At 60.5% G+C, this 26,968-nt stretch carries 22 protein-coding genes; 16 read left to right on the top strand and 6 right to left on the bottom strand.

What is annotated here, in order from left to right; genetic code table 11:
- Window positions 1-225 precede the first annotated feature (225 nt).
- From ACR0BK_RS18680 to ACR0BK_RS18655, 6 genes are all read left to right on the top strand, one after another.
- Entirely contained in the window at window positions 226-2,319 is a 2,094-nt protein-coding gene (locus ACR0BK_RS18680) for a hydantoinase/oxoprolinase family protein (RefSeq protein WP_480555883.1), read from the top strand.
- Window positions 2,319-3,971 (top strand): hydantoinase B/oxoprolinase family protein, encoded by a 1,653-nt coding sequence (locus ACR0BK_RS18675; RefSeq protein WP_480555882.1) that lies wholly within the window; start codon window positions 2,319-2,321, stop codon window positions 3,969-3,971. The genes ACR0BK_RS18680 and ACR0BK_RS18675 overlap by 1 nt, the downstream gene beginning before the upstream one ends.
- The gene (locus ACR0BK_RS18670; protein WP_480555881.1) at window positions 3,968-5,035 is read left to right on the top strand and encodes a pyridoxal phosphate-dependent aminotransferase; all 1,068 of its coding nucleotides are present in this window, start codon (window positions 3,968-3,970) and stop codon (window positions 5,033-5,035) included. Before ACR0BK_RS18675 ends, ACR0BK_RS18670 begins: the two co-directional genes overlap by 4 nt.
- A complete protein-coding gene (locus tag ACR0BK_RS18665) occupies window positions 5,032-5,772 on the top strand; it encodes a maleate cis-trans isomerase family protein (RefSeq protein ID WP_480555880.1) in 741 nt (246 codons plus the stop codon). Before ACR0BK_RS18670 ends, ACR0BK_RS18665 begins: the two co-directional genes overlap by 4 nt.
- Before the next feature lie 310 nt (window positions 5,773-6,082).
- Window positions 6,083-7,333: an aminotransferase class V-fold PLP-dependent enzyme gene (locus ACR0BK_RS18660; protein WP_480477523.1), complete on the top strand. Its 1,251-nt coding sequence runs from the start codon at window positions 6,083-6,085 to the stop codon at window positions 7,331-7,333.
- Between the two features lie 28 nt (window positions 7,334-7,361).
- On the top strand, window positions 7,362-9,779 hold the full coding sequence (locus ACR0BK_RS18655) for a GcvT family protein (protein ID WP_480555879.1): 2,418 nt from the start codon (window positions 7,362-7,364) through the stop codon (window positions 9,777-9,779).
- A gap of 117 nt (window positions 9,780-9,896) precedes the next feature.
- On the opposite strand, the gene ACR0BK_RS18650 is transcribed toward ACR0BK_RS18655, so the two are convergent.
- Window positions 9,897-10,478 carry a UbiX family flavin prenyltransferase gene (locus ACR0BK_RS18650; protein WP_480477519.1) on the bottom strand — a complete coding sequence of 194 codons (582 nt, stop codon included), beginning with the start codon at window positions 10,476-10,478 and terminating at the stop codon, window positions 9,897-9,899.
- Window positions 10,475-11,983, bottom strand: coding sequence for a UbiD family decarboxylase (locus ACR0BK_RS18645; protein ID WP_480555892.1), 1,509 nt, complete (start codon window positions 11,981-11,983; stop codon window positions 10,475-10,477). The genes ACR0BK_RS18650 and ACR0BK_RS18645 overlap by 4 nt, the downstream gene beginning before the upstream one ends.
- 136 nt (window positions 11,984-12,119) lie before the next feature.
- Here ACR0BK_RS18645 and ubiT point away from each other — a divergent pair, with 136 nt between their 5' ends.
- The 3 genes from ubiT to ubiV are packed head-to-tail and all read left to right on the top strand — an operon-like array spanning window position 12,120 to window position 14,564.
- A complete protein-coding gene (ubiT, locus tag ACR0BK_RS18640; protein WP_480555878.1) occupies window positions 12,120-12,662 on the top strand; it encodes a ubiquinone anaerobic biosynthesis accessory factor UbiT in 543 nt (180 codons plus the stop codon).
- Window positions 12,662-13,639 (top strand): ubiquinone anaerobic biosynthesis protein UbiU, encoded by a 978-nt coding sequence (gene ubiU / locus ACR0BK_RS18635; protein WP_480496099.1) that lies wholly within the window; start codon window positions 12,662-12,664, stop codon window positions 13,637-13,639. Before ubiT ends, ubiU begins: the two co-directional genes overlap by 1 nt.
- 4 nt (window positions 13,640-13,643) lie before the next feature.
- Complete coding sequence (ubiV, locus tag ACR0BK_RS18630; RefSeq protein ID WP_480555877.1) at window positions 13,644-14,564, top strand: ubiquinone anaerobic biosynthesis protein UbiV; 921 nt, start codon at window positions 13,644-13,646, stop codon at window positions 14,562-14,564.
- Between the two features lie 88 nt (window positions 14,565-14,652).
- On the opposite strand, the gene ACR0BK_RS18625 is transcribed toward ubiV, so the two are convergent.
- Window positions 14,653-15,765, bottom strand: coding sequence for an amidohydrolase (locus ACR0BK_RS18625; RefSeq protein WP_480555891.1), 1,113 nt, complete (start codon window positions 15,763-15,765; stop codon window positions 14,653-14,655).
- Here ACR0BK_RS18625 and ACR0BK_RS18620 point away from each other — a divergent pair.
- Window positions 15,664-15,894, top strand: a complete 231-nt coding sequence (locus tag ACR0BK_RS18620; RefSeq protein WP_480555876.1) for a hypothetical protein — start codon at window positions 15,664-15,666, stop codon at window positions 15,892-15,894. The genes ACR0BK_RS18625 and ACR0BK_RS18620 overlap by 102 nt on opposite strands.
- Before the next feature lie 81 nt (window positions 15,895-15,975).
- On the opposite strand, the gene ACR0BK_RS18615 is transcribed toward ACR0BK_RS18620, so the two are convergent.
- The 3 genes from ACR0BK_RS18615 to ACR0BK_RS18605 form a co-directional block, all read right to left on the bottom strand.
- Entirely contained in the window at window positions 15,976-17,994 is a 2,019-nt protein-coding gene (locus ACR0BK_RS18615; protein ID WP_480555875.1) for a CocE/NonD family hydrolase, read from the bottom strand.
- 73 nt (window positions 17,995-18,067) lie between these two features.
- Window positions 18,068-20,107 carry an oxidoreductase gene (locus ACR0BK_RS18610; RefSeq protein WP_480555874.1) on the bottom strand — a complete coding sequence of 680 codons (2,040 nt, stop codon included), beginning with the start codon at window positions 20,105-20,107 and terminating at the stop codon, window positions 18,068-18,070.
- A 279-nt stretch (window positions 20,108-20,386) separates the two neighbouring features.
- Window positions 20,387-21,313 (bottom strand): LysR family transcriptional regulator, encoded by a 927-nt coding sequence (locus tag ACR0BK_RS18605; RefSeq protein WP_480496059.1) that lies wholly within the window; start codon window positions 21,311-21,313, stop codon window positions 20,387-20,389.
- 157 nt (window positions 21,314-21,470) lie between these two features.
- Between ACR0BK_RS18605 and ACR0BK_RS18600 the strand changes: the two genes are divergently transcribed.
- From ACR0BK_RS18600 to ACR0BK_RS18575, 6 genes are all read left to right on the top strand, one after another.
- Window positions 21,471-22,487, top strand: coding sequence for a TRAP transporter substrate-binding protein (locus tag ACR0BK_RS18600; protein ID WP_480496057.1), 1,017 nt, complete (start codon window positions 21,471-21,473; stop codon window positions 22,485-22,487).
- Between the two features lie 67 nt (window positions 22,488-22,554).
- Window positions 22,555-23,091: a TRAP transporter small permease gene (locus tag ACR0BK_RS18595; protein WP_480496055.1), complete on the top strand. Its 537-nt coding sequence runs from the start codon at window positions 22,555-22,557 to the stop codon at window positions 23,089-23,091.
- 17 nt (window positions 23,092-23,108) lie between these two features.
- Window positions 23,109-24,449, top strand: a complete 1,341-nt coding sequence (locus ACR0BK_RS18590; RefSeq protein WP_480496053.1) for a TRAP transporter large permease — start codon at window positions 23,109-23,111, stop codon at window positions 24,447-24,449.
- A gap of 17 nt (window positions 24,450-24,466) precedes the next feature.
- Window positions 24,467-24,961, top strand: coding sequence for a universal stress protein (locus ACR0BK_RS18585; RefSeq protein ID WP_480496051.1), 495 nt, complete (start codon window positions 24,467-24,469; stop codon window positions 24,959-24,961).
- A gap of 26 nt (window positions 24,962-24,987) precedes the next feature.
- Window positions 24,988-25,374 (top strand): nuclear transport factor 2 family protein, encoded by a 387-nt coding sequence (locus ACR0BK_RS18580; protein WP_480555873.1) that lies wholly within the window; start codon window positions 24,988-24,990, stop codon window positions 25,372-25,374.
- Window positions 25,375-25,411: 37 nt separating this feature from the next.
- Window positions 25,412-26,815: an NAD(P)/FAD-dependent oxidoreductase gene (locus tag ACR0BK_RS18575; RefSeq protein ID WP_480555872.1), complete on the top strand. Its 1,404-nt coding sequence runs from the start codon at window positions 25,412-25,414 to the stop codon at window positions 26,813-26,815.
- Window positions 26,816-26,968: the final 153 nt, after the last annotated feature.

Genomic DNA, 26,968 nt, shown 5'->3' with positions numbered 1-26,968 from the left:
CAGGGCAGAACCCTCTGCGGCGACAAATGTGTCGCTTGTGGGCCAATCTGTCGTAAATCTGCTAGTGACGCGGGGCGCAGTAGGGGACAAAACTGTATGACCTGTCAGTGTATCCCCACCCGTCTTGATCGCCGTGCGACCGGCTGTGATCTGGTCGCGACGCGCCGGTAACCGCCCTTCGGGGCCGTTCTGCCTGCCTGCTTTCAGACGACAACGGAATACCTCATGACAACCGCTCTGCGCCTCGCCATCGATATTGGCGGCACTTTTACCGACACGGCCCTCGTCTCGGGTGATGAGACGATACTTGCCTCCACCAAAACCCTGACCACCCACCAGAACCCGGCAGAAGGCGCACTGGAAGGCGCGCGGCGCGTCATGGCGCAGACTGGCCGGTCGCTGAAGGATGTCACCGGATTTATTCACGGAACAACTTTGGCGACCAACGCGCTGATCGAACGGCGCGGGGCGGTCGTGACCACGGTTTGCACCGAAGGGTTCCGCGATATTCTCGATATCGGGTACGAACGTCGGTATTCCCAATACGACATCAATCTTGAAAAGCCGGACATGCTGGTGCCGCGCGAACGCTCGTTGACCATACGCGAACGCATGTCGGCAGAAGGCGAGGTGCTGATTGAACTGGATGAAGCGCAAGTAGACCGGTTGCTGGCCGAGATTGACGCCAGCGGGGCCGAGGCGGTGGCCATCTGCCTGATGCACTCCTACGCCAACCCGACCCACGAATGGCGTTTGCGCGATCTTCTGGCGCGACACCGCCCCGGTTTGACCGTCTCGATCTCGTCCGATGTCAGCCCCGAAGCGCGTGAGTTTGATCGGCTCTGCACCACTGTGGCCAACGCCTATATTCAACCGCTGATGGATAGCTATCTGACCCGGTTCGCGGATCAGTTCACGGCCGAGGGCGTAACCTGTCCGATCCTGATGATGACGGCAGGCGGTGGTATGTGCACGATCGACACCGCCACGCGTTTCCCCATTCGTCTGGTGGAATCCGGCCCTGCCGGTGGGGCTATTCTGTCCGCCCGCATCGCCGCGCGTGCCGGGTTGGATCAGGTCCTGTCCTTTGACGTCGGTGGCACCACGGCCAAGCTCTGCCTGATCGACAAGGCGCGCCCTCAGACATCCCGCTCTTTCGAAATCGCCCGCGCGGCACGGTTCATCAAGGGGTCGGGAATGCCGGTGCGCATTCCGGTGATCGAGATGATTGAAATCGGTGCTGGCGGCGGTTCGATCGCGGGTGTTGACCGTCTCGGGCGTCTGACGGTCGGGCCGAAATCGGCAGGCTCGGAACCCGGACCGGTCGCCTTCATGCGCGGCGGCATCGATCCGACCGTGACCGACAGTGACATCACTCTGGGCTATATCGTGCCCGACACCTTTGCCGAGGGGCATATCCAGCTGGACCCTGCTGGCGCCAAGGCCGCCCTGAGACGTGTGATCGGGGGAAAACTGGGGCTGGATGCGACAGGTGCGGCAGATGGGGTCAGCCGCATCGTTGTCGAAAGCATGGCCAGCGCCGGGCGGATGCACGCGGTCGAAAGCGGCAAAGACCTTGGCCCGCGTACCATGATTGCCTTTGGTGGCAACGGGCCGCTGCATGCCACACGCGTCGCCCGGTCCGCCGGTGTTTCGCATATCGTGATCCCGCCCAATCCCGGCGTCGGTTCGGCGGTTGGGTTCCTGTTTGCCCCGGTGTCCTTCGAAATCGTCCGCTCGCGCTATTCCCTGCTCGACAGCATGGACATGGACGGGGTGAACGCCCTGTTCGATACGATGATTGCCGAAGCAAAAGAGGTCGTCGCCCAAGGGGCAGGGGATGCACCCACCGAAACCCTGCGCACCGCCTTCATGCGCTATAGCGGGCAAGGGCATGAGATCGAGATTACCTTGCCGGATCGCGCCCTGACGCGCCAGGATATCGCCCCGCTGACAGCCGCATTCGAAAGGGAATACCGCAAACAATTCTCACGCCCTGTGCCGGGGATGAAGATCGAGATCCTCAATTGGGCCGTTCGCGTTGCCACCCCGGACAAAGCGGTGCCCACGGTGTCAGAAACGCCGGGCAAAACCGCATTTCAGGTCACGCAGACACGCCCCATCACCTGTGATCTGGATGGCACGGTAAAACAGGCCGCCTTTCTCGCCCGCGCCGATATGCGCCCCGGTGACCATGTGGCAGGCCCCGCGCTGATCCATGAACCGCAAACAACCACACTCGTTTCCGCCGATTTCTCGGCCCAGATGGATGCAATCGGCAACCTTGTCCTGATACAGGACCAGAAAGGAGGCGCATGATGACCGCTGATCTGTCCCCCGCCCGCCTGCAAGTGATGTGGAACCGCTTGCTGGCTGTGGTCGAAGAACAGGGCCAGACCCTGATCCGCGCGGCTTTCTCGCCCATCGTGCGCGAATGCGGCGACATTTCCGCGGGGATATTCGACGTGAATGGCCGGATGCTGGCGCAGGCCGTGACCGGAACACCGGGCCATATCAACACCATGGCCGAGGCCGTGCTGCACCTGCGCGCCCGTTTCGCGGTGCAGGACATGCGCCCCGGCGACATCTACATGACGAACGACCCATGGCTGGCCTCGGGGCATCTGAACGACTTCCTGCTGATGATGCCCGCGTTCAAGGATGGCAGGGTGGTGGGCTTTACCTCCTGCACCTCGCATCTGGTGGATCTGGGCGGTCTGGGTATGGGGCCTGAAGGCTCGGACATCTATGACGAAGGCCTGCTGATCCCGCCTTGCAAACTGGTCGAGGCCGGAACGCCCAATGCGCTGCTGATGGATATCATCCGCGCCAACTCGCGCGAGCCTGTGGCCAATGAGGGCGACATCTACGCCCTGATCGCCTGTTGCGAGGCCGGGGTGAACCGCCTTGTTGCGATGATGGACGAGTTCGGGATCGATGATCTGGACAGCCTTGGCACCTATATCATCGACACCTCGCGTAAAGGTGCGTTGCAGGCCATCGCCGAGGTGCCCGAGGGCGTTTACAAGAACGTGCTGCGCATGGACGGTTATGAGGCAGAGCTGGAGCTGCACGCAACGCTCACTGTGACCAAAGACGGGATGCATGTCGATTTCACGGGCACGTCCGGGTGTTCGAAAAAGGGCATCAACGTGCCTTTGAACTATGCGACCGCCTATACGGTCTTTGCCCTGCGTTGCATCGTCGGACCGGATATCCCGAACAACGCGGGCTCGCTGGAACCTTTCACGGTGGACGGCCCCAAAGGTTGCATCCTGAACGCCCAGCATCCGGTGCCTGTGGCCATGCGGCATACGCTGGGGCAGGTTACACCGGATCTGGTTTTGGGCTGCCTGCATCAGGCGCTGCCCGATCAGGTGCCCGCCGAAGGGGCCTCGTGCATGTTCGATCTGCCAATGCGCCACGCGCCCGAAGTGGCGGCGAATGGCGGGCGTGAATTTGCCATCGAACCCGTTCACAACGGCGGCACCGGGGCGCGACCCCATGCGGATGGCCTGTCTGCGACAGCCTACCCTTCGGGGGTGTTCGGCTCGCAGGTCGAAATAACCGAAAGTGTCGCACCGGTGATCATGTGGCGACGCGAATTATTGCCCGACTCGGGCGGCGCAGGCCAGTTCAGGGGCGGATTGGGGCAGCGGATCGAGATGACGTCCGCCAACGATGCCCCCTTCATCGTCTTCCTGTCGGTCGAACGTCTGAAATTCCCCGCTCTGGGCCGCATGGGCGGCCTGCCCGGCGCGCCGGGACGTATCCGGTTCCGCGATGGCAGTGGCGACATTCCGGGCAAGGGTGAGCTACGTGTGGAAAGTGGCGACTACCTGATCTTCGATACCCCCGGCGGCGGCGGCTTTGGCGATCCGGCCGCGCGCGACCCAGAGGCGCTGGCGCTGGACCTCAGGCGCGGGCTGGTCACGGAAGAAGGGGCCAAAGCCTATGGGAGTGCCTCATGATCCGCGCAGTTGATCACATTCGTGCCATGGCGGCCTATGCGCTGGCCGATCTGGGCGGCCCGGACACTGTATCTCTGGCCCAGAATGAAAGCGCCTTTCCGGTCAGCCCTGCCGCAATTGCGGCGGGGAAGGTGGCATTGCACCGGATGCCGCTTTACCCCGATCCCGACTGGTCGGACCTACGCGCCGCCATCGCTCAGGTGCACGGGGTGTCAGCCGACAACATCCTGTGCGGTGCCGGATCGATGGAGTTGATCGGCTGCCTTATCCGCGCCTATTCAGGGCCGGGCGACCATGTATTGGGCACGGATTACGGCTATGCGTATGTGGCATCAGCGACGGCGCAGGTGCGGGCAGACTATGTGAAGGCCCGCGAGGTTGATCTGACCGTCTCGGTCGATGACATTCTGGCGGCTGTCACGCCTGAAACCCGGATCGTCTTTGTCTGCAACCCCGGCAACCCGACCGGCACCCTGATCCCGAATGCCGAGATCATCCGCCTGCGCGACACCCTGCCTGGGAACGCGCTGCTGGTGGTCGATCAGGCCTATGCCGAATTCGCCGATCGCGACCACGACCCGGCTGAGATCTTTGCCCTCGTCGCACGTGGGGATACTGCGGTTATACGCACCTTCTCAAAGGCTTACGGTCTGGCGGGCGCGCGCGTGGGTTGGGGTCTGTTCCCGTCTGAGGTCGCGATTGAGCTGCGAAAACTGCTCAACCCCAACAACGTATCGACCCCCTCTCAGGCCATGGCAACGGCAGCGGTGCAAGATCAGCCCCACATGCGCAACACGGTTGCCAGAACCGCCGCCATCCGGGATCGCTTTGCCGACGGGTGCCGGGCGCTGGGATTATCTGTTCCGCACAGCCACACCAATTTTGTCCTGATCCGATTTGCCGATGCCGCCACCGCGCAAAAAGCGGATGCCGCGTTGCGCAAAGCGGGTTTGCTCATGCGCGGAATGGGCGGCTATTGCCTCGCGGATTGCCTGCGCGCCACGATCTGCGACACGGCAGTGATGGAGCGCTGCCTGACTGTTCTGAAAGAGGTGACGTCATGACCTTTGAAACCCGGACACGGGCCAAAATCGGGGTGCTGGTGCCCTTTACCAACACCAATCTCGAAGCTGACATGATGCTGATGCGCTGCCCGGACACGACGGTGCATTTTCAGCGAATGGGTGGCTATGACGTGGATGAGATCCCCGGCTCGGATCAGATGGCGGGTCTGGGGGCCTCGGATATCAGCCATGACCTCAAGATGATCTCGGGCGTTCGGCCCGATGTGGTGCTCTATGGCTGTACCTCGGCCACGCTGACCCATGGCCCGTTCTTTGATCACCAGCTGGCGCAGGACATCAGGGCTGCGTCGGGGGCCGTGTGTATTACCGCCGCAGGGGCGCTGGTTGGTGCGATCCATGCGCTCGGCGTGTCCAGCGTCGGTTTTTCTTCACCCTATCTGGGCGAGATCAACACGCAGGCCATGGATTTTCTGACGCAAAACCAGATCACAACGGTGAAATGCGCCGATATCGGCCGCGAGCTGGGCAATTACGGGCAGGGAGAACTGACCCCGGACGAGGTTTTAGACCTTGCCATGCAGGCCGACCACCCAAAGGCCGAGGCCATCATACTCAGCTGCACCGACATGCGCGCGGTCGAGGCCATAGACCGGATCGAAGCGGCCCTTGATAAACCTGTTGTGACGTCCAATCAGGCCATGATGTTTGCCCTAATGCGGGCGCTTGACCTGCCAAGGCACAGAAATGTTCCGGGGCGGTTGTTTGATCTGCTATAGCCGCGGATCAGGCAAAAGCATGGAACCCACGTCGGATGGCTGCCTGCCTCAAAGGCAGGTTCGCCCCGACACATGGGGCGGGTATTCTGGCCTACTCAACACGCCGTGTCGCAGACGTGACTGTATTTACGTCGCAAAAGAACAAGATACCGCGCCCTCGACGCCATAGTCGGAATAAGGGCCGCTCGGGAATGAAGCACATGTTGAACCATCCGCACGGTTACGGGAGATTTGGCCAGCCCTGCGGGGAAACCATCTTAGGCTTGTCTGAAACATCATACGTTCACAAAACACAAAGGTGCCGCTTTTCATGAGTCAAATTTCGGAAAACCTGCTGAACCAGATCCGCAACCGTTTTGCCCAGATCGATCACTGCCCCGAACAGGGCGAGCGGATATTTTTCGAAAACGCCGGTGGGGCTTTGACACTGAAATCCGTGCTGGACAGCTCGGCGCGTCACGCCGCAATTCCCGACAATCAGGGGCGTGACAATCCGGGGTCTCATGCTCTGGTATCCACGATCAACGCGGCCAAGGCCGATATGCGGGATTTCATGAATGCACCCGGTGGTCAGTTCTTTGTGGGTGAAAGCGGCACAGAACTTCTGTTCCGGCTGATCATGAACGCCTGTCTCGGAACCGGTCCGGGGATTGTGCTGGGGTCGACACTGGAACACCCCGCCACACGCTCAGCCTGTGATCGCTGGGCCCGTATTGCCGGGCAGACCCATGTGCTGGTGCCCCACGATGACAACACCGGCACCGTGACAGCCGGGGCCTATGCCGCAGCTGTTACACCCGACACCAAAGTGGCGACAATCCTGCACACCTCACCCGTGACGGGCATGGGCGTTGATGTGGCCGCAGTTTCACAAGCGATCCGCGCCGTGGCGCCAGATTGTTTCATAATTGTCGATGGCATCCAGCACGCCGCCCATGGCCGGATCGATCTCAGCGCGTATGACGTCGACGGCTACGTGATCTCGCCCTACAAGGTGTTTTCGCGCCATGGCTACGGCGTGGCGTGGATTTCCGACCGGCTGACGCGGCTTGAACACAATGCCCTGTTGGACGGCCCGGCAGATAACTGGGAAATGGGCACGCGCGACACCGGGGCTTATGCGACCATGTCCGACGTTGTGTCTTATTTCGAATGGCTTGGCAGTCAGGTCAGCGACGCCACCGACCGGCGTGCCAGATTTCTGGCAGCGGGTGACGCCATTCACGCGCAGGAAAAGGCACTGACCGACGCGATGATCCACGGCACCGGCAACCTGAGCGGTCTGGCCGAGATGGAGAAGGTCACCATTCTGGGCGGTGCCGACAACCCCGCACGCGAAGGGCTGGTGTCGCTGCGCGTACAGGGCGTGGCCTCGGCGGATGTCGTCAAACGGCTGAACGATGAAGGTATTCGCACCCATTTGCGCAAGGCCGACCACTATTCTGGCAACATATTGACGCCGCTGGGTTATGACGCCTGCGTCCGGGTCTCGATGTGCCACTACAACTCAATCGGCGAAGTCGCCAAATTTCTGGCTGTCATGAAAGAAATCGCCGCCTGAGCTGCGGCGGACCAAGGGACAAGCACTCATGAAAACCCATGCACAAGCTGTAGTGATCGGAGGGGGCCTTGCCGGCTGTTCGATCCTGTACCATCTAGCCAAACTTGGCTGGACCGACGTTGTCCTGCTGGAACGGAACGAGTTGACCTCCGGTTCGACCTGGCACGCAGCGGCGAATATTCACGGGCTGCACGATAACAACAACATCACCCGCATCCAGCACTATACGATGAATCTGTATAAACAGCTGGAACAGGAAACCGGCCAAAGCTGCGGCGTATTCCAGCCCGGCTCGCTCTATCTGGCCCAGACCGAAGAGCGTGAGCAACAGTTGCGCCTGCAAGAGGCCAAGGCCCGGTTCTATGGTCTGAACTTCTACGAAGTCAGCCGTGAAGAAGCCAAGGAACTGCATCCGCTGGCGCAGTTCGATGACATCCGCTGCATCATGTACGAACCCGATGGCGGCAATGTCGACCCGTCGGGCGTGCCGCACGCCTATGCCGCCGGGGCCCGCGCCATGGGGGCCACCATCGAACGGTTCTGCCCGGTGACAGGAACCGAACAACAGCCCGACGGCAGCTGGATCGTGCGCACGCCCGAAGGCGAGATTCACACCCAATGGGTTGTCAACGCCGCCGGTCTCTGGGGGCGTGAGGTGGCGGCGCTGGCGGGTCTGACCCTGCCGCTGCAACCGACCGAGCATCAGTATTTCGTGACCGAAAGCATCGACGAGGTCGCCAGCCTGGGGCGCCGTCTGCCCTCGATCGCTGACCGCGACGGCGAATACTACTTCCGGCAGGAAGGCAACGGCCTGCTGATCGGGGCTTATGAGAAAGACATGAAATTCTGGGCCGAAGACGGCACGCCGCTGGATTTTGCCCATGATCTGTTCCCCGACGATCTGGACCGGATCATGGAAAACGTGATCCGCGCCACCGAACGCGTGCCGGTCGCGGCCACAGCCGGGGTTAAACGCGTGATCAACGGGCCGATGATCTGGTCGCCCGACGCCAACATGCTCTGGGGGCCGGTGCCTGAGCTGAAGAACTATTTCCTCTGCGGTGGTTTGATCCCCGGTTTCTCGCAATCCGGTGGGTTGGGTCTGCTGGCGGCGCAATGGATGATCGAGGGCGAGCCGCAATATGACATGTTCGCCTGGGATCTGGCCCGCTTTGGCGACTGGGCCGACAAGAAATTCACCAAGGCCCGCGTTCAGGATGCCTATACCCACCGCTTCAAGATCCATTTCCCCAACGAGGAACGCAGCGCAGGCCGTCCGGCCCGTGTGCGCCCCACCTATGAGATGCAGAAACAGATGGGGTGCGTCTTTGGCCTCAATTGCGGCTGGGAACATCCGCTCTGGTTCGCCGATGAGCCCGAGGTGGAAGAGACCACCGGCTTTACCCGCCAGAACTGGTGGGTGCCCGTGGGCCGTGAGGTGCAGATGCTGCGCGACAGCGTGGGCGTGATCGACATCTCGAACTTCGCCAATTACGTGATCAAGGGCCCCGATGCTCATGACTGGCTGGACCGTCTGGTGGCCAATCGGGTGCCCACCGAAGTGGGGCGCAGCTGCCTGACGCCGCTGATCTCGGTTCGCGGTGGCGTGGCGGGCGATTTCACTATCACCAAGCTGACCGAGGATGAATACATGATGGTCGGCTCCGGCATGGCCGAACGCTATCATCAGCGCTTCTTCAACATGGTCGAAATGCCCAAAGGCACCACGCTTGAGGTCGCCACCGACCGCATCGCAGGGTTCAACATCGCAGGCCCCAGGTCACGCGAAGCGCTGGCACGCCTGACCAATGCCGATCTGTCGAACGAGGCGTTCCGCTTCATGCGGTCGCAGAAAATCACGGTCGCTGGCGTCGAATGCGTGGCCATCCGGGTCAGCTTTACCGGCGATCTGGGCTGGGAACTGCACTGCGCCGAGGGGGATCAGGTGGAGCTCTACACCGCCCTGCTTGAGGCCGCCAAAGACTGTGGTGGCGGTCCGGTGGGCGGGCGCGCGCTGGGGGCGCTGCGGATCGAAAAGGGCTATGGCTCGTGGGGGCGCGAGTATTCTCAGGAATACTGGCCGCAAGAGGTCGGGCTGGCGGGTCTGATCAAACTGGACAAGGATTTCCTGCACAAAGACGCCTACCTGTCCGTCAAGGACAACCCCGCGCGCGAGGTGCTGTCCGTCTTCGAGCTGGATGTGACCGAAGATGCCGACGCAACCGGGGGTGAGCCGATCTTTACCCCCGATGGCACGCCCCTGGGCCGTGTCACTTCAGGGGCATACGGCTATTCGGTCGGGAAATCGCTGGCGCTGGGGTTCCGCAACCCAAACACCGCGCTGCCGGGCGATGAGGTTGTCATTCAGGTCATCGGCAAACCGCACAAGGCGCGCGTACTGGCCGAGGCACCGTTTGACCCGACAGGCGCCAGACTGCGGTGTTAACGCTCAAAACCCGTCTACAGGCAGGCAAGGCCAATAAGACGCTCCAAAAGATGTCTCGTCTCGGCACTTCAGGCGACTTCATCTTTTTCCAAATACTCCCGCCGGAGGCGTCCGAACTCACTCACCTGCGCATTGCGGGCGCCATTGCTGCGCCACCGGGTCACAAATGCGCAGGCAGTCCACCGCGCGTGCAGCGACCTGGGACACGATATCCATCAGGGTGTCAGGCTTCAGATAAAACGCAGGAACCGGGGGCAGGATGATGGCCCCCATTTCTGCCGCCGCCGTCATGTTGCGCAGATGGGCCAGGGTCAGCGGTGCTTCTCGTGTCAGTAAAACCAACGGCCTGCGTTCCTTGAGCTGAACACTGGCGGCGCGCGTCAGCAGGTTATCGTCCAGCCCATGCGCAATCGCGGCAAGCGTTCGCATGGAACAGGGCGCAACGATCATGCCGGATACCGGAACCGACCCGGACGCAATGCTGGCACCGATATCGGCGCTCGGGTGATGCCGCGTCACCAGTTGCCGCAGGTTTTGCAAAGCGTCCGGGCCGCATTCCTGCGCAAGTGTCCGCATCCCGGCTGCGCTGACCACAAGATCGGCCTCGATATCCGATGACGCCAGGCACCGGGCCACGGCAAGGCTCAACGCCGCGCCTGACGCACCGGATACCCCCAAAACAACACGGGCGTTTGTCATGCTCTCAGCTCCGGCATCAATCGGTTTACAAGGTTTTCCGCAAAGGCGTGATCTCCATCCGCGGTGTGCATCACAGTCCCCCATTCCCGCAGCGTTTCACTGCCCAGTTTCGTCGTCGCGTCGATGCCGATTTTTCCGGCCAGACCGGGTTCGGGTGATGCAAAATCCAGATAATCCATAGGTGTCCTGTCCAGCACCATCACGTCCCGGCCCGGGTCCATGCGAGTGGCAAGCGCCCAAGCAATATCCTCCCAGTTTCGGGGATCGATATCGGCATCGACCGCGATGATCATTTTCGTATAGCTGAATTGCGGCAGCATTCCCCACAGGGCCATCATCACGCGCCGGGCCTGCCCCGGATACCGTTTGTCGATGGCAACGATTGCCATTCGATAGGAACAGGCGGCGGGCGGCAGCCAAAGATCGTGGATTTCGGGGATCTGCGCGCGGATGGTCGGCAGGGCCAGGCGGTTAAACACCTCGCCAATGATTGACGGTTCGTCCGGTGGCCGCCCGGTATAGGTCGAAAGATACAGCGGCGCGTCCCGATGGGTGACAGCGCTGACCTGCATCACCGGAAAGGGTTCAGCCGGGTTGTAATAGCCGGTGTGATCCCCAAAAGGCCCCTCGGGGGCGGTCTCGCTTGGTGAAACCCAACCTTCCAGAACAATCTCGGCGTCAGCAGGGACCAACATGGGGATGGTTCTGGCCGGGATCAGATGTGGGCGCTTCTGGTTCAGGGCACCGGCAAATGTCAGCTCGGATACCGTTTCTGGCAAGGGCAAGGCCGCCGATAACAAAGTCGCGGGGTTTGCGCCCAGTACAATGGCGACGGGCATCTTTTCGGCGCACCTCGCCCAGCTCCTGTGATGCGCCGCGCCGCCGCGATGAGGCAGCCAGCGCATGATGACACGGTTCCGGTCCAGCACCTGAACACGGTAAACCCCCGCGTTATAGCCTTGCGCCGCGTTTGCATCGCTGCCGTAGGGCCGGGTAAGAACCACGGGCCACGTGATCAGCGGCCCCGCATCGCCGGGCCAGTGGGTCTGGATTGGCAGCGCGGTCAGATCCACATCCGCTCCGCTGTGGCAGAGGCTTTGCACCGGGGCGGTTCTGACCAGTTTCGGTCGGGTCGACAGGGCCGCCTTCAGCATCGGCCATCTGGCCAGCGCGTCCCGCACTCCGTCCGGCGGCGTCGGGGACCGCAGCGCGGCCAGAAAGGCCCCCAGATCGTCCAGCCCGGCGGGTGTGACACCCAGCCCGGCAGCAACCCGTTCCGCTGTTCCGAACAGGTTGACGACGACGGGGGTATCGAACCGATCAGTGGACACGTCTGTCGGGTGGTCAAATTGCAGAACCGGTCCGCCCGCCTCAAGCACGGCGCGGTGAACGGCGGTCATCTGATGGCGTACGGAAACCGGATCAGGGATGCGCCTGAACTGTCCGGTGTCCTCGCACCATTTCAGAAAATGCCGAAGGCTGGGATATTGCGGCAGGGTGCGAATGGGACTGCTCCGACGGTGGTTTCCACCCTCTAGCAACGAAAGCGAGGGGTCGAATTGACAACCGTCAAGTCACCCCAGCCGCGATCGCCCTAGGAAGGCATCCAAGGTCATAATGTTGAGACAGCAGGAGGTCTCATTGCCGGTTCCTCAGAATACGATACCGCGCTGCCCGGCGGCTTTGGCGGCCATGCTTCGGATAGTGCCGCTTGCCCCCTTGTCGCTGTCGCTGACGGTCTTCACGCGCCGGGTCGCAAAGAAAAACCCGGAAATGTTTCAACGGCTTGGCGCATACGGAAGATCAGTTTTCGTTCTTGATCCGACGGATTTGCCTGTTGTCCTGCTGCTTGATCCGAATGGCGGTGCCCCAAAGGTGACACTGACCCGGCGCAGCGGGTCAGGGGTTGCGCGTATTTCCGGCCCTCTGGCGGCCCTTCTTGGGCTGGTTCACGGTGCATTTGACGGCGATGCACTGTTCTTCTCACGTGATCTGGTGATCGAGGGCGATACGGCCGCGGCGCTGGCCCTGCGCAACGCAATAGACGACGCGGAACTGGACCTCGCGCACGAGGCCGCAGCCCTCTCCGGCCCGCTTGCGCGCCCGCTGAAGCAGCTGATCGCGTTGGTGGAACGTCGAACCGGCCTGTACCTGACTCGACCGGAAGATGCTGTACTATGGTGATGGAAATCGTCTGCCCGGCAGGAACGCCCGCCGCCTTGCGCGCAGCCGTCAAGGCCGGGGCGCATACAGTCTATTGCGGCTTCAATGACGAAACCAACGCGCGCAACTTTCCGGGCCTGAACTTCGACCGGGCCGAAATGCGCGCGGGTGTTGCCTTTGCCCATGACCACGGGGCCAAGGTACTGGTTGCGATCAACACGTTTCCCCGCGCCGGCAGCGAAGCAATCTGGCATCGCGCGGTGGCCGACGCGGAAACCTGCGGCGCGGATGCCGTGATCCTCGCCGATATTGGGCTGCTGGATTATGCCGCGCGCAACCATCCGGGGCTGCGCAGGCACCTGTCCGTGCAGGCCGCGGCGGCGAATGCCGATGTGATCAACTTCTATGCCGAAACCTTCGGCGTCAAACGTGTGGTCCTGCCGCGCGTGCTGTCGGTTCCCGAAATCGCCGCCATCAACGCCGAAACAGAAGTCGAGACTGAGGTATTTGTGTTCGGCGGGCTCTGCGTGATGGCCGAAGGTCGCTGTTCACTGTCCTCTTACGCCACCGGGCTGTCTCCGAACATGAACGGCGTCTGTTCGCCCGCCAGCCATGTCGAATACCAGAACGATCAGGGCGCGTTGAACACGCGCCTGGGCGGTTACCTGATCCACCGGGTCGAACGAAATCAGCCTGCACCCTATCCGACATTGTGCAAAGGGTGCTTTTCCGCAGGTGAAAAGACGGGCCATTTGTTCGAAGACCCCGTCAGCCTGAATGCGGAACGGCTGATCCCGCAATTGCAGAAGGCCGGTGTCACCGCGCTGAAAATCGAAGGGCGCCAGCGCTCGAAATCCTACGTTGCGCAGGTGGTTCGGAACTTCCGTGCCGCTGTCGACGCGCTTGAGGCCGGGCGCCCTCTGCCCGAGGGGATGCTGGCCCGTTTGTCCGAAGGGCAGGCCATGACAACCGGCGCATACAAAAAAACCTGGAGATAGCGCGATGGAACTGACCGTTGGCCCCAACCAGTTTTTCTGGCCCGCCGATAGCTGGACATCCTTTTACGAGGATTTGGCCCAAACCCCCGTCGACCGCATCGTGCTGGGCGAGCTGGTTTGTTCCAAGCGCCTGCCGTTTTATCAGGACCGGATTCCCGACGCGATTGCCCGGCTGGTTGAGGCAGGCAAACAGGTTGCGCTGACCAGTCTTGCACTGGTGACGCTCAAGCGTGAACGCAAGCTGACCGCCGATCTGGCGGATCTGGGGGTCACGGTCGAGATCAACGATCTGACTGCGCTGGCGCATCTGCCCGAAAACACCGATTTCGATGTCGGACCGCTGATCAATGTCTATAACGAAGGCACATTGGCATGGCTGGCGTCACGTGGGGCGCGTCGCATATGCCTGCCGCCGGAACTGCCAATCGCCTCGGTCAGGGTTCTGGCACAAGCCGCCGCTGGTCTGGGTGTCGCGGTCGAGGTTTGGGGCCACGGTCGCCTGCCGCTGGCCATCTCCGGCCGGTGTTACCACGCGCGCCTGCATGGGCGCAGCAAGGATAATTGCCAGTTTGCCTGCGAAAACGATCCCGACGGGCTGGAAGTGCTGACCGGCGATGGACAGCCGTTCATGGCCATGAACGGTGTGCAGACCCTGTCAGACAGCTATGCCTGCACGGATCATCAGATCGAGTTGCTGCAAAGTGCTGGCGTCGCGGCCCTGCGCCTGTCGCCGCAATCTCAGGGGTTCCCAAGGCTCTGCGCGCTCTACCGACAGCGGCTGGATGGGCAACTTGACCGGGGCGATCTGGAACATGCGCTGCGCGCCGCCGATCCCGGTATAAAGCTAAGCGACGGGTTCCTGACCGGCGCATCCGGCGCTGAATGGTCGGGTTCGGCATGCGCGCCCACCGAAGCAGCACGCTGATCATTCTGGAAAAGACCGGCATCCGATAGCGAATTTTCAGCACGACCTGAGCGGGCGATCCGGAAAATCTATGGATCGTCCTGCACAGTCAGGTGGTCACAGGCAGGCGTTGCCGCACCAGTTCGGCCCACAGGTTTGCTCCCAATGGCAGCAGCGCGTCGTTGAAATCATAGTCATTCGCGTGCAGGGGGCGGCCATTCGACCCCTCGGTTCCATTGCCGATCAGCAGAAAACACCCCGGAACCGCTGCCGCAAATTCCGCGAAATCCTCGGAAAACGACATGGCGGTCCGGTCGCCGTCAACCTCCAAACCCAGCGTTTTTGCTGCTGAAACCACATGGGTTGCGGCGTCGGCATCGTTGATTGCCTCGATGAATTCGGTCTGGAACTCCACCGTCACCGCGACACCGTGGCTTTCCGCCACGCCTGCTGCAATCTGCCGCATGTGATGTTCAATCCGCGCGCGGTCGTCGGGGGACATCGCCCGTGCGTCCCCTTTCAACACCGTTCGGCTTGGCAGGACGTTGCGCTGCCCATCGGTGATGAACTCGGTCACGGAAACGACCGCGCCAGACGCCGGGGCAAGCTTACGCGAAACGATGGTTTGCAAGGCCAGAACAAGCTCTGCTGCGGGCGTAAGTGTCTCGCGCCCGACATGGGGCATCGAAGCATGACCGCCCTGACCGGTGATGGTGATCTCGAACAGGCTTTCGCTGCAACAAATGACACCGGCGCGGGTTGAAACCCGCCCAACGGGTTCGCCCGGCAGATTGTGCGCGCCATAGACTTCGTCAATCGGAAAATCCCGCAGGACGCCTTCATCAATCATCGCCCGCGCACCCAGCCCGTGCTCCTCATTGGGCTGGAACAGGAAGACAACGGTGCCGTCAAAGCCCTGTTCCCTGGCCAAAAGCTCGGCCGCGCCCAGCAGCATCGCCGTATGGCCGTCATGGCCGCAGGCGTGCATCACGCCCGGATTCTGAGACTTGTAGGCAAAGCTGTTGGCCTCGGTAATGGGCAGGGCGTCGAAATCCGCGCGCAGACCGATGGACCGGTTGCCATGGCCCGCTCGTAGAACACCAACAACGCCGACACCCTCATGCACTTCGATGCCAAGGCTTCTCAGGTGATCGGCGATCCGGGCCTTGGTCCAGTCCTCCTGAAAGCCAAGCTCGGGGTTGCGGTGAAACTCATGCCGCAGGGCGCGCAGGTTCTCAGAAAAACTCGTAATGGCAACTCTCCTTCGTCCTGCTTTCTTTCGTCATTGCTACAGGGTTTTGCAATCCCGCTCAAAGATAGGTTCCGATTGATGCACGTTGCCCCCGGATGAGAGCCCTGAACAATTTCGATCCCGCGAGGGGAACACCAGCCCACGCATCACAAGACGGCAGGTCTGTAAACCATTCTGCGCCTACATCCCGTTGCGGGGGATGACAAAAGACTGTTCTTCCTCAAAGATCAGGTCGTCACCCGACCACGCCTTTAGGCGAGCGGTCAGGTGAAATTCGGTCGCAGTCGCCCTTTGTTCGGAACAGGTCCAGATCTTGGCGGACCACCCCTCGCGGTCGAAACCGGCGGTTTGCTCCATTGTGGCTACTGCCGACAACGGATCATCCGGCTGGATGGTATAGCGTCGATCCGACATATCGCTCAGCACCGTGCCGATATCGTCGAGGCGAATATCGCCCACCGGCCCAAAGACACCCCCGTCAAGGAAATACCTGTGTGTCACCTCGCCATTTGTCAGATCGGTGTGGACCGAACGCTCCATCGAACCGGAGCGAACGTTCGTCTTCCGCGGGGCGACGTCGGGACCCCGAGGTTCGGGCAAGGGGCGTGGGGCTGGCGTGTCATCTCGCTGGCTGCGCACGGGCAGGATCAGCCGCGATGTGCCGGGCCGGATCGTCAGCGTAACCGGCTCGGGCGCTGGCCACAGGACCGGCCAATAGGCGGACGCGATTTGCAGAACGATGCGATGACCCGCCAACACCCGATAACCGGTTCCATAAAGCGGGACAGTCACGTGCATGTCTTCGCCGGGTGTGATCGGTGTCGGTTCAGTGTCGCTGATCCGGTGGGTCAGATTGCAGAACCCGCGTGCAATCAATGTCTGCGCGCCATCCGGGGCCTCATCCACCAGCAAGGCCGCAACAAAACCCTGCGCCCGATCGGCAGAAACTGTCAGGTCTACCGAGGGCTGGCCCAGAATATCGATCGGCTCTCCAAGTGGCTCTGCTTTGAACTGCAGCGCCCCTGCGGCTTCGATCCGGCAATCTGCCGCCATATCTCCGGGTATTGCAAAGGAACACATATCGCCCGCTGCGGCCCCGAAATTCTGCGGCGAACAAACCGACATCTCCCCGCCCGACCCGGCGGAGGCGTCCAGCGTTCCGTCATTTAGCCACAAGGGCTGGTCCTTGACATGTGGCGATGGCCAGCTTGGCTCCTCGATCCACTGCCCGTCGCGGTGCACATGTGTTCCGGACGGGGCGGCACTGTCCTGCAGGAAAAACCGCAAGGGCGGCTCGTCCATCAGGCCCGTGTCGATCCCCTTCAGCCAATGGTCCCAGAACCGGATCACCTCGCCGACGAAATCGACCCGGGGCCCCGGCACCCCTTCTTGCGGGTACAGATGCGCCCAGGGGCCCATCAGGATCTTGACCGGCCCGCTCAGGTGTTCCGCGATGCGGAAAGGAGTGTCGCGATACAGGTCCATCCATCCGCCAAAGAAATACACCGGCACATCGACATCCGCGTAGTTTTCGCAGATCGAACCGCGCCGCCATATGTCGTCATGGGTCTGATGTTCCAGCCACATGGCGGGCCAGAATTCAGCCCCCTCCAACCGTGCGCGCCACATGTCGATCCAGCGATCTTTGCCCACAATCTCGGGGTCGGGTGGCATGGCATTGTACAGCTGCATGATCGAGCCCCACCAGAAATTGTCATTGGCCAGACAGCCGCCGTAAAAGTGAATATCCTCGCGCCAGCGGTCATCCGTTCCCATCACCGGCGCAATCGCCTTCAGCGCAGGCGGGCGGGTAGCGGCCACCTGAAAGGCGTTATACGCCCCCCAGCTTTTGCCAAACATTCCGACATTTCCGTCGCACCAGTCCTGATCGGCAATCCACTGGATGATGTCGTGCCCGTCCTGAATCTCCTGATGCGAATACTCATCCTCGGGGATCCCGTCGCTGTCGCCATAGCCGCGGATGTCCACCCGGATCGACGCATAGCCTGCAGCGGCGAAATGCGGATGCATGCTTTCATCCCGCATCCGGGTGCGATCCCGGCGGCGATAGGGGATGTATTCCAAAACACAGGGAACGGGCGTTGCTCGGGCCGAGCCGGGCAGCCAAAGCCGTGCCGCAAGTTTTGCGCCGTCCGGCATGGGAATCCAAACGGTTTCGATGACCTCTGTGTTGCTCATGTCCGGTCCTTTGACTGACTGTCAGGTGAAAAGCTGTTTGTGGCGTGCTTGGCCGGGGGGTTTTTCAATGGCCTCACCATCGAAGCCCCAAGCGCAGCGCATCATAAATGGCGGCATGCGTGTTGCGTGATGAAATGGCATCGCCGATCCGGTACAGATCAAACCCCGCCTCTGGGACCGATTGCGGAAACACGGGGCCGGACCCGCCGACCAGCGCTTCATAATCCACGGCGCCCAAGTTTCGCGACAGCGGTTTCAGATCGAAGTACAGATCATCCAGCGGCAAAACACCCTGATTGACAACCACCTGATCATACAGGCGCTTTTCTATCAGGTCCGAGTAATCCGTACCAATGGCTGCCTCCAGCTGATTGCCTGATCGCACCAATGATTTCAGCGTCCGGGCGACTGTGAACTCGGCACCGGTCTTTTGCAGGGCGCGCATGTAGGGCACCAGGTTCATCCCCATGATTTCGGGGGCAAAACTGCGGTCTCGGGTCATGATTTCTACCCGCCCCCCCGCTTGCGCGATAGCCTCAGCCGCCATCAGGGCCGGGTGATCCCCTGCATCGTCATAGATAAGGACATTGTCGCCGGGGCGCACATCACCGGTCAGGATATCCCAGGCAGTAACCGCCAGATCGTTACCCGTTTCCAGAACCGTCACCTCGGGCAATCCGCCGGTTGCGATCACCACCATGTCCGGCGCAAGCGCAGTTACAGCATCGGCGTCCGCAAAGGTGTTGAAACAAAATGTCACGTCGCGTGCGGCGCATTGGGCCATGCGCCAGTCGATGATCCCGATCATCTCGGCCCGGCGCGGGGATTGCGCGGTCAGCCGCACCTGACCGCCGGGTGCGGGGGCGGCCTCAATAACGGTGACGTCATGCCCGCGCTCGGCCGCGACCCGCGCCGCCTCAAGCCCGCCGGGGCCTGCGCCCACAATCACCGCGCGGCGGCGCGTTTCAGCGGCGGGGATCAGATGCGGCATCGACAATTCGCGCCCGGTGGCCGGGTTGTGGACACACAGCGCCTCACCCGCCTGATAAATGCGGTCAAGACAGTAAGTGGCACCGACACAGGGCCGGATGTCCTCTTCCCGTCCAGCCCGGATTTTGGCAACGATCATCGGATCTGCCATATGCGCGCGGGTCATGCCGACCATGTCCAGCAGGCCCGAGGCCACCGCATGCCGCGCCGTCGCCACATCGGGAATGCGCGCGGCGTGAAAGGTCGGCATCCCAACCTCGGCCCGAACCCGCCCGGCAAAATCCAGATGGGGTGCGCTTTTCATGCCCTGAACCGGGATCACGTCCGTCATGGCCGGGTCGGTATGAATACGCCCGCGAATGATGTTCAGGAAATCGACCTGACCGCTGTCGCGCAGCCTTCGGGCAATCTCCAGCCCTTCCGCTTCGGTTATGCCGCCCTTTTCCACCTCATCGGCGGTGTAACGGACCCCTATGATGAAATCGCTCCCGACGCGGTCGCGGATTGCGTCCAGAACCATGAAACCAAAGCGCATCCGGTTGTCCAGATTGCCTCCAAAGGGCGCCTCCATCCGATTGGTCATCGGCGACCAGAACTGATCGATCAGATGACCGTAGGCCTGCAATTCAATTCCATCCAGCCCGGCGGCCTGCATCCGTTCGGCGGCATCGGCGTAATCGGTCACGATCCGCGCGATGTCGAAATCTTCCATCTTCTTGGCAAAGGCCCGGTGCGCTGGTTCCCGGTCGTGCGACGGCGACAGGGACGGCAGCCAGTCACCCTTGTTCCAGCCCGTGCGCCGCCCCAAATGGGTCAGCTGGATCATCACCGCACAGCCATGGGCATGGCAGGCATCCGTCAGCTCCGCCATCCAGCGGACCACCTCGTCCTTGTATGCCAGGATATTGTTGAACGCAGGCGGGCTGTCGCGGCTGACAACGGCCGACCCCGCCGTCATGGTCATCGCAACCCCCGCTTTGGCCCGCACCTCGTGATAGGCACGATAGCGTTCCGTCGGCATCCCACCTTCGGGATAGGCGGGTTCATGACTGGTTGTCATGATCCGGTTTTTCAGCGTCAGGTGCTTTAGCTGATAAGGTTGCAGCAAGGCATCGCGGCTCATGATTGCGCCTCGTGATCAGTTTGATTGCGCAAGGCGGCAACAGGGTCGGATGACATGCAGCTCTCCGGTTATCTGGGGGCAAGAGGTGATGGTCTTCGCCGATTGAAATCAAACTGGAATTGCCAAGTCAAATTTGTTTTCAATCAGACGTTTTCGACCAATTTTCCCCGTGCCTTTCGCCCTAGTGGACACGACAAGCGCGGCCGTGCGCCCCCGGCTGGCGCATGTCTTCGGTTAATAAACGGGGTGCCCTCGCGCAAACAGGCGACGAGGCCGGGCTCAGGGCACTTCGGAATGGACGCTCAGCAGGGTTTCCAGAAACAGTTTGGCCGCGCGTGTCGGATCCGGCTGTTTCCGCGTCACCGCCGCAAAGCGCGTTCTGTATTTGATTTCCTGCGGCATCACCTGCCTCATAAGCCCCTTATCAACAAATTCCTGCGCCAGATGGTCCGGAAGAAAGCCCAGATAGCTGCCCGACAGAATAAGTATTGCAAGGGCTTGTTCGTTCTGCACTTTGGCGGCGCGCCGAAACCCCAGTTGCTGGCCGTAGATCAGGTTGGGCGAGTTCACGTTCAGACCCGCATAGTTGAACGCCTGAATGTCCCGCAAGCTCAGCGTGTCAGCGGACTGGCTGAACAACGGATTGGCCTGCCCGCAATACAGAAACATGTTTTCCCCATAAAGCGGCGCATAATGCAGGCTTGCCGAGGGGCGGTGCAGGGCGATGATCCCGACATCCAGCTGCCCGCTGATAACCATGGTCTCAATGACGTTAGGCGGTTCAATCGACAACTCGATCTGGATGGCAGGGGCGGCTTCGTTGAAGCTGTGAATGGCGCGCGCAAGGCGCGCTTCGGGGTTCGTGGTGCATTGATCGAACAGCGCCACGCGGATACTTCCTGCCAGTTGCTGCTTGATCTCGTTGACTTCGGTTCTGAACTGCGAAACCGAAATCAGCAGGTCTTCTGTCGCGGCCAGCACTTTCTCGCCGTCTTCAGTCAGGGAAAAACCCGCCGGGCCACGGTTGCACAGCTTCAGATCCAGCCGAAGCTCCAGATCCGATATGTGTTTCGAGATTGTTGATTTCCCGATGTTGAGCTCAATTTCTGCTGCCGAAAACCCTCCGCTTTCCGCAACGGTTTTGAAAACCCGAAGAAGGCGAATGTCCGTGTCCCCGATGCGGGTGGCCAGTGGGTTCTGTCTCATATTATAAGTTCGACATTTGTGAAACCTTTCGCGCAAATATTAACAACGACGAAACCATGTTGGCAAGATAGCCTCTTGTGGCCGAGGCAGAATCGGACTGGCCACCTTCTCCCCAGGCCATCGCGCACCTCGAAACACGACAAATGGGAGGACATCCATGTCATTTATCAAAAAGCTTGGCACCATCAGCGCCGCCGTTTCCGTTGCTGCACTGATGGTTGCAGGCACGGCTGATGCGAAGAACTTCAAGATCGCGGTGGGCGATAGCGCAGGAAGCGCACAGGAAGCTCTGGGCATCGCCTTCGTCAAGGCGCTGGAAGAGAAATCGGGCGGTGCCCACACCGCCACGCTGTTCCTGAACGGTCAGCTGGGGTCCGAACAGGACACCGTGAACGAGGCGGCGATCGGCACGCTGGATATGTCGCTGCTGGCGATCAATAACATCACGCCGTTCTCGCCCTCGGTCGGTGTTTTCACGCTGCCTTACGTGATCCTCAGCCTGGAAGATGCCGAAAAGCTGACTCAGGGCCCAATCGGTCAGGAACTGGTCGAAAACACCATCCGTGATGCCGGCGTGCGCATCATCGGCTGGACCTATACCGGTTTCCGTCGCTTGACCAACTCGAAAAAGCCGGTCAAATCGGTTGCCGACCTTCAGGATCTGGTCATCCGCGTTCCCAAGAACGAGATCATGATCGAAACCTACAAGGCATGGGGCATCAACCCGACGCCAATGGCCTGGTCGGAAACCTTCACTGGTCTGCAAACCAAGGTGGTTGACGGGCAGGACAACCCTTACCTGACCATCAACGCGATGAAGTTCTACGAGGTTCAGGACCACGTCACCAACCTGCGTTACATCTTCTCGATCGAACCGCTCATCGTTTCAGAAGCGGTCTTCCAGGACCTGTCCGCAGAAGATCAGGCAATTATCCTTGAAGCGGGACAGGAAGCCACCCTGGCATCCGCACAGTTCCTGCGGGATTCCGAAGCCGCCATAAAGGAAGAGCTGACCGCCAAAGGTATGGAGATCATCGATCCCGAAAACGACGAAGCCGAGTTCATCGAACTGGCGACAGGTGCCGTATGGCCCCAGTTCTACGACTCCATCGGTGGCGTCGAAAAACTGAACACCGTTCTGGAAGCCATTGGCCGCGAGCCGGTGCAGCAATAATCGCCGCAGAGCGATACCGGGAAGAGCGCCACGGCGCTCTTCTCATCTCAGGGAGGAGTGAAACCACATGTTCTGGAAATTTCTGGACAACATAGAAAGTGTCATCTGCCGGATACTCTTATCCGGCTTTGTCTGCCTTTTATTCGTGCAGATCATCGCGCGCGAAGTCTTCGGCTTTTCGGTCAGCTGGATCGAAGAACTCTCGGTCTACATGTTCGTATGGTTCGTCTATTTCGGCGCAAGTTACGCCGCCTTGAAAGGGGCGCATAACCGCGTGACATTCCAGTTCAAGTTCCTGCCTGAGGGGGCGATCAAGTACATCGAAGCCTTCGCCGATCTCTTCTGGCTCTTCTTCAATGTCTACTTCCTCTATCTGGCGACAGATTTTGTCTTCAACAAGATGAACAAGTTCTGGAAATCCCAGACCCTGGGTGTCGAGATGAAGTATATCTACATGGTGCTGCCCATCGCGTTTGCGCTGATGACCGTCCGCATCATTCAGGTGAATTACCTACGCCTTGTCAAAGGCGAGGACATTCACGATCCCGATCAGATCGACCTCGACGAAATCAAAGCTGCGACCGAAGCAGCAAAGAAATCCTAAGGGCAGGGGGTTAAATCATGGAATCCGAAATCGTCACGGTCCTGTTTGGATCATTTCTGTTCTTGCTGCTCATTGGCGCGCCGATCACGGTGGCGCTGGGTGTCGCGTCGCTGATCTCGTTTCTCTATCTGGGCGATAACCCGATAAAATTCGTGCAGATCGCCTTTACATCCGTGGGCTCGTTCCCGCTGATGGCGCTGCCAGCCTTTATCCTCGCCGGGGCCCTGATGGAGGCTGCCGGTATCTCAAAACGCCTGATCAACGTTGCCGAAAGTCTGGCCGGTCCTTTCACCGGTGGTATTTCGGCCGCAACGGTCATGGCCTGTCTGTTCTTTGGTGCAATTTCGGGCTCGGGCCCGGCAACAACCGCGGCTGTTGGGATGCTGATGATCCCGGCAATGATCGACCGCGGCTATGAGCGCGGCTATGCCTCGGCGATCACTGCGTCCTCTGGCGGCCTCGGGATTATCATTCCTCCCTCCATCCCGATGGTGATCTTCGGCATTGCCGCGCTCGGTATGGCCCCGCCACCCGAAGCGGTCGAGAAATTCGGCACCTTCCAGTCGGTTTCGATTTCGAAACTGTTCATTGCCGGGTTTGTACCCGCCTTCCTGATCGCCACCAGCCTTTTGATCCTGAACTACTTCATGTCGAAAAAGCGCGGCTACAAAGGCGTCGCCGAAGGCTGGTCGATCCGCCATGTGGGCTGCGAAATGTATCGCGGGTTCTGGTCTTTGATGGCGCCGCTGGTGATCTTGGGTGGTATCTATACCGGCTTCTTCACCCCGACCGAGGCAGCAATCGTCGCGATCTTCTATACCCTGTTCGTGGGGGTAGTCATCTATCGCGAACTGACCTGGCAGTCGCTGTTCCAGTCGCTTGAAGCCACCACATGGCTGACCGGTCGCGTCCTGCTGATCCTGTTCACCGCTACGGTGTTCGGACGTCTTTTGGTGGAAAACCAGATCCCGGCGATCATCGCAGATTCGATGCTCAGCTTCACCGACAACCTCTATGTAATTTGGGCGCTGATCATCTTCTTCCTGCTGTTCGTCGGCATGTTCATGGAAACACTGGCCACCATCCTGATCCTTGTTCCGGTAATGCTGCCGGTAGCGTATTCGGTTGGTATCGATCCGATCCACTTTGGCGTGGTGATGGTCTGTACGCTGGGCATCGGGTTCCAGACCCCGCCGCTGGGCGAGAACCTGTTCATCGCATCGGGTATCTCGAACATCTCGATCGAACAGATCTCGTTGCGCGCGCTGCCTTTTGCGGCGGCAAACACGGTGGCGATCTTCATAATCGCCTTCTTCCCTGAACTGTCGCTGTGGCTCCCACGGCTGTTTGGCTACTGATCTGAAAGGATGACGACATGAAACAGATGGTCTCCAACATCCTGTTTGCCACCGACCTGTCCGAAAACTCGGGTCACGCCATGCGCCATGCCGCCAGCATCGCGCAGGCCACCGGGGCGGAGATTCACGTGTTGCACGTGAATGAACCCTTGTCGGACGACGCCAAGATCACGATGGAAATCTTCATTATGAACGAAGAGACCCGCAAGACCGCCATTGAGCGTCGTCACGAGATGGTGCGCAAGGTTCTGGCCGAGCGGCAAGCCAAGTTCTGGGCGCAGTTCGACGGCGACGACGGGAAAATTCGCGATCAGGTCACCTCGGTCGAGGTGACTGACGGCCATCCGGCAGAAGTGATCCTGCGCCGCTCGGTCGAACTGGGTTGCGACCTGATCGTATTGGGGGCGCATGATCACGGCTTTTCGCACACCTTCCTGGGCACGGTCGCAAAACGCGTTTTGCGGCGCTCCAGGATCCCGACACTGATCGTTCCGAACCCGGACGAAATGTAACAACCCCACTGACAAGGAAGTACAAAATGAACAAAACCCTGACCGCGCAGGACCTGGCGGACACGTTCGACGCGTTCAACCGCCACGACATCGACGGCGTGATGACCCACTTCGCCGACGACTGCGTGTTCTACACCGTGGCCGGTGACGAGAAATACGGCAACAAGGTTGAAGGTGCCGAAGCCATCGCCGCCGCGTTTTCGGGCGTCTGGGCAGGCATGAAAGACGCCCATTGGGACCATCACAGCCACTTTGTCCACGGTGATCGTGCTGTATCCGAGTGGACCTTCACGGGAACCGACGCAAACGGAATGCGGATCGAAGCCGAAGGTGCGGATCTGTTCACCGTTCGTGACGGTAAAATCATTGTAAAACAGGCGCTTCGCAAAGCGCGCCCAATGTTCAAAGCCTGATCCGCCGCCCTGCGCGCAGCCTCGGAGAAAAACAAGAATGGTGGATAACAGCATCCCGCGTCACTGGCCTAAGGCCAGTTATGACCCCAAATATGACCCGATCATTGATGCGGGTCCGGGTCACAATCGCGACCACGCGCCCACGTATTGGATTGGAACGGCCGGAACACCTCCGGCCGATGATGGACCTGTGTCCAGCGATATGGATGCGGATGTGGTGGTGATCGGATCGGGGTATACCGGTCTGTCGACCGCCATTCATCTTGCCAAGGAACACGGCATTCAAGCTGTTGTTTTAGAAGCAAATACCGTCTCATGGGGCTGCTCCACCCGCAATGGCGGGCAGGCCCAGATCTCATCCGGGCGGCTCAAGCGGTCGCAATGGATCGAACGGTGGGGAACGGACGTGGCCAAGCGCATGCATGCCGAGGTCACAGAAGCGTTTCAGCTGTTCAACGATCTGATTGCGTCGGATGATATCGATTGCGACCCGCAGCCAGGCGGCCACTACTACATCGCGCATCGCGACAAGGTCATGCCGTCCCTCAAGAAAGAGAGCAAGCTGCTCAACGATGTGTTCGGCTACGGCTCGCGCATCCTCTCTCGGGAAGAGCTGCATGAAAAGCACGTGCGCGATATGGAGGCCGCAGGTGCCATGTGGGAACCTGACGGGACCTGCATCCATGCGGGTAAACTGGCGTTCGGCTACGTCAACATGGCGCGTCGTCTGGGGGTGAAAATTCACACCGGCAGCCCGGTTATGGGATGGCAGACGAAGAACGGCGTGCATCACCTGCGCACACCGGGCGGCATCGTCCGCGCCAAAACGGTGGCCTTGGCAACCGCGGGCTATACCCCACCGGGCCTGAACACGCGCACAAAGCACCGCCTTATGCCCATCCTGTCCAACTCGATGGTGACACGGCCCCTGACCCAGGCCGAGCTGGATGAGTGTGGCATTCAGACCAAATCGCCCCTGACGGACACGCGCACCCTGCGCCATTATTATCGTTTATTGCCTGACAACCGGATGCAGATCGGCAGCCGCAGCGCGGTAACAGGACGAGACGCCGAGAACGAAAAACATTTGGAGCTTCTGAAAAAGGGCCTCGCCCGAAAGTTTCCGGCGCTGACGGATATCAACCTCGATTACTCGTGGTGGGGCTGGGTCGATGTCAGCCACGATATGATGCCGCGTATCTTCCAGCCGGACCCGCAACAGCGCGTGTTCTACGCGATGGGATATGGGGGCAACGGCGTGATGTACTCGGCTCAGGCCGGGCGTCGTATGGCACAGCTGATCGCGGGCAAGAAAGACAAGGCCTTTGCCCTGCCGATCTTCACGTCCCCGCTGCCGAGTCACGGCATCCTGACACCCTTCCGCCGTCTGGGTCAGCGCATGGCGTATGTCGGCTATTACCTCAGAGACGAAATACTGTAATTTACCAACGCTTTAGCGTTTTGAAGATAAGGAAACACCGCGATGAAGATGACGACGGAAGAGGCCTTTGTTAAGGTTTTGCAGATGCATGGTATTGAGCATGCGTTTGGGATCATTGGCTCGGCGATGATGCCGATTTCGGACCTGTTTCCG

Source organism: Ruegeria sp. AF1 (assembly GCF_056542125.1).
This window is presented reverse-complemented; position numbering and strand designations above follow the sequence as displayed.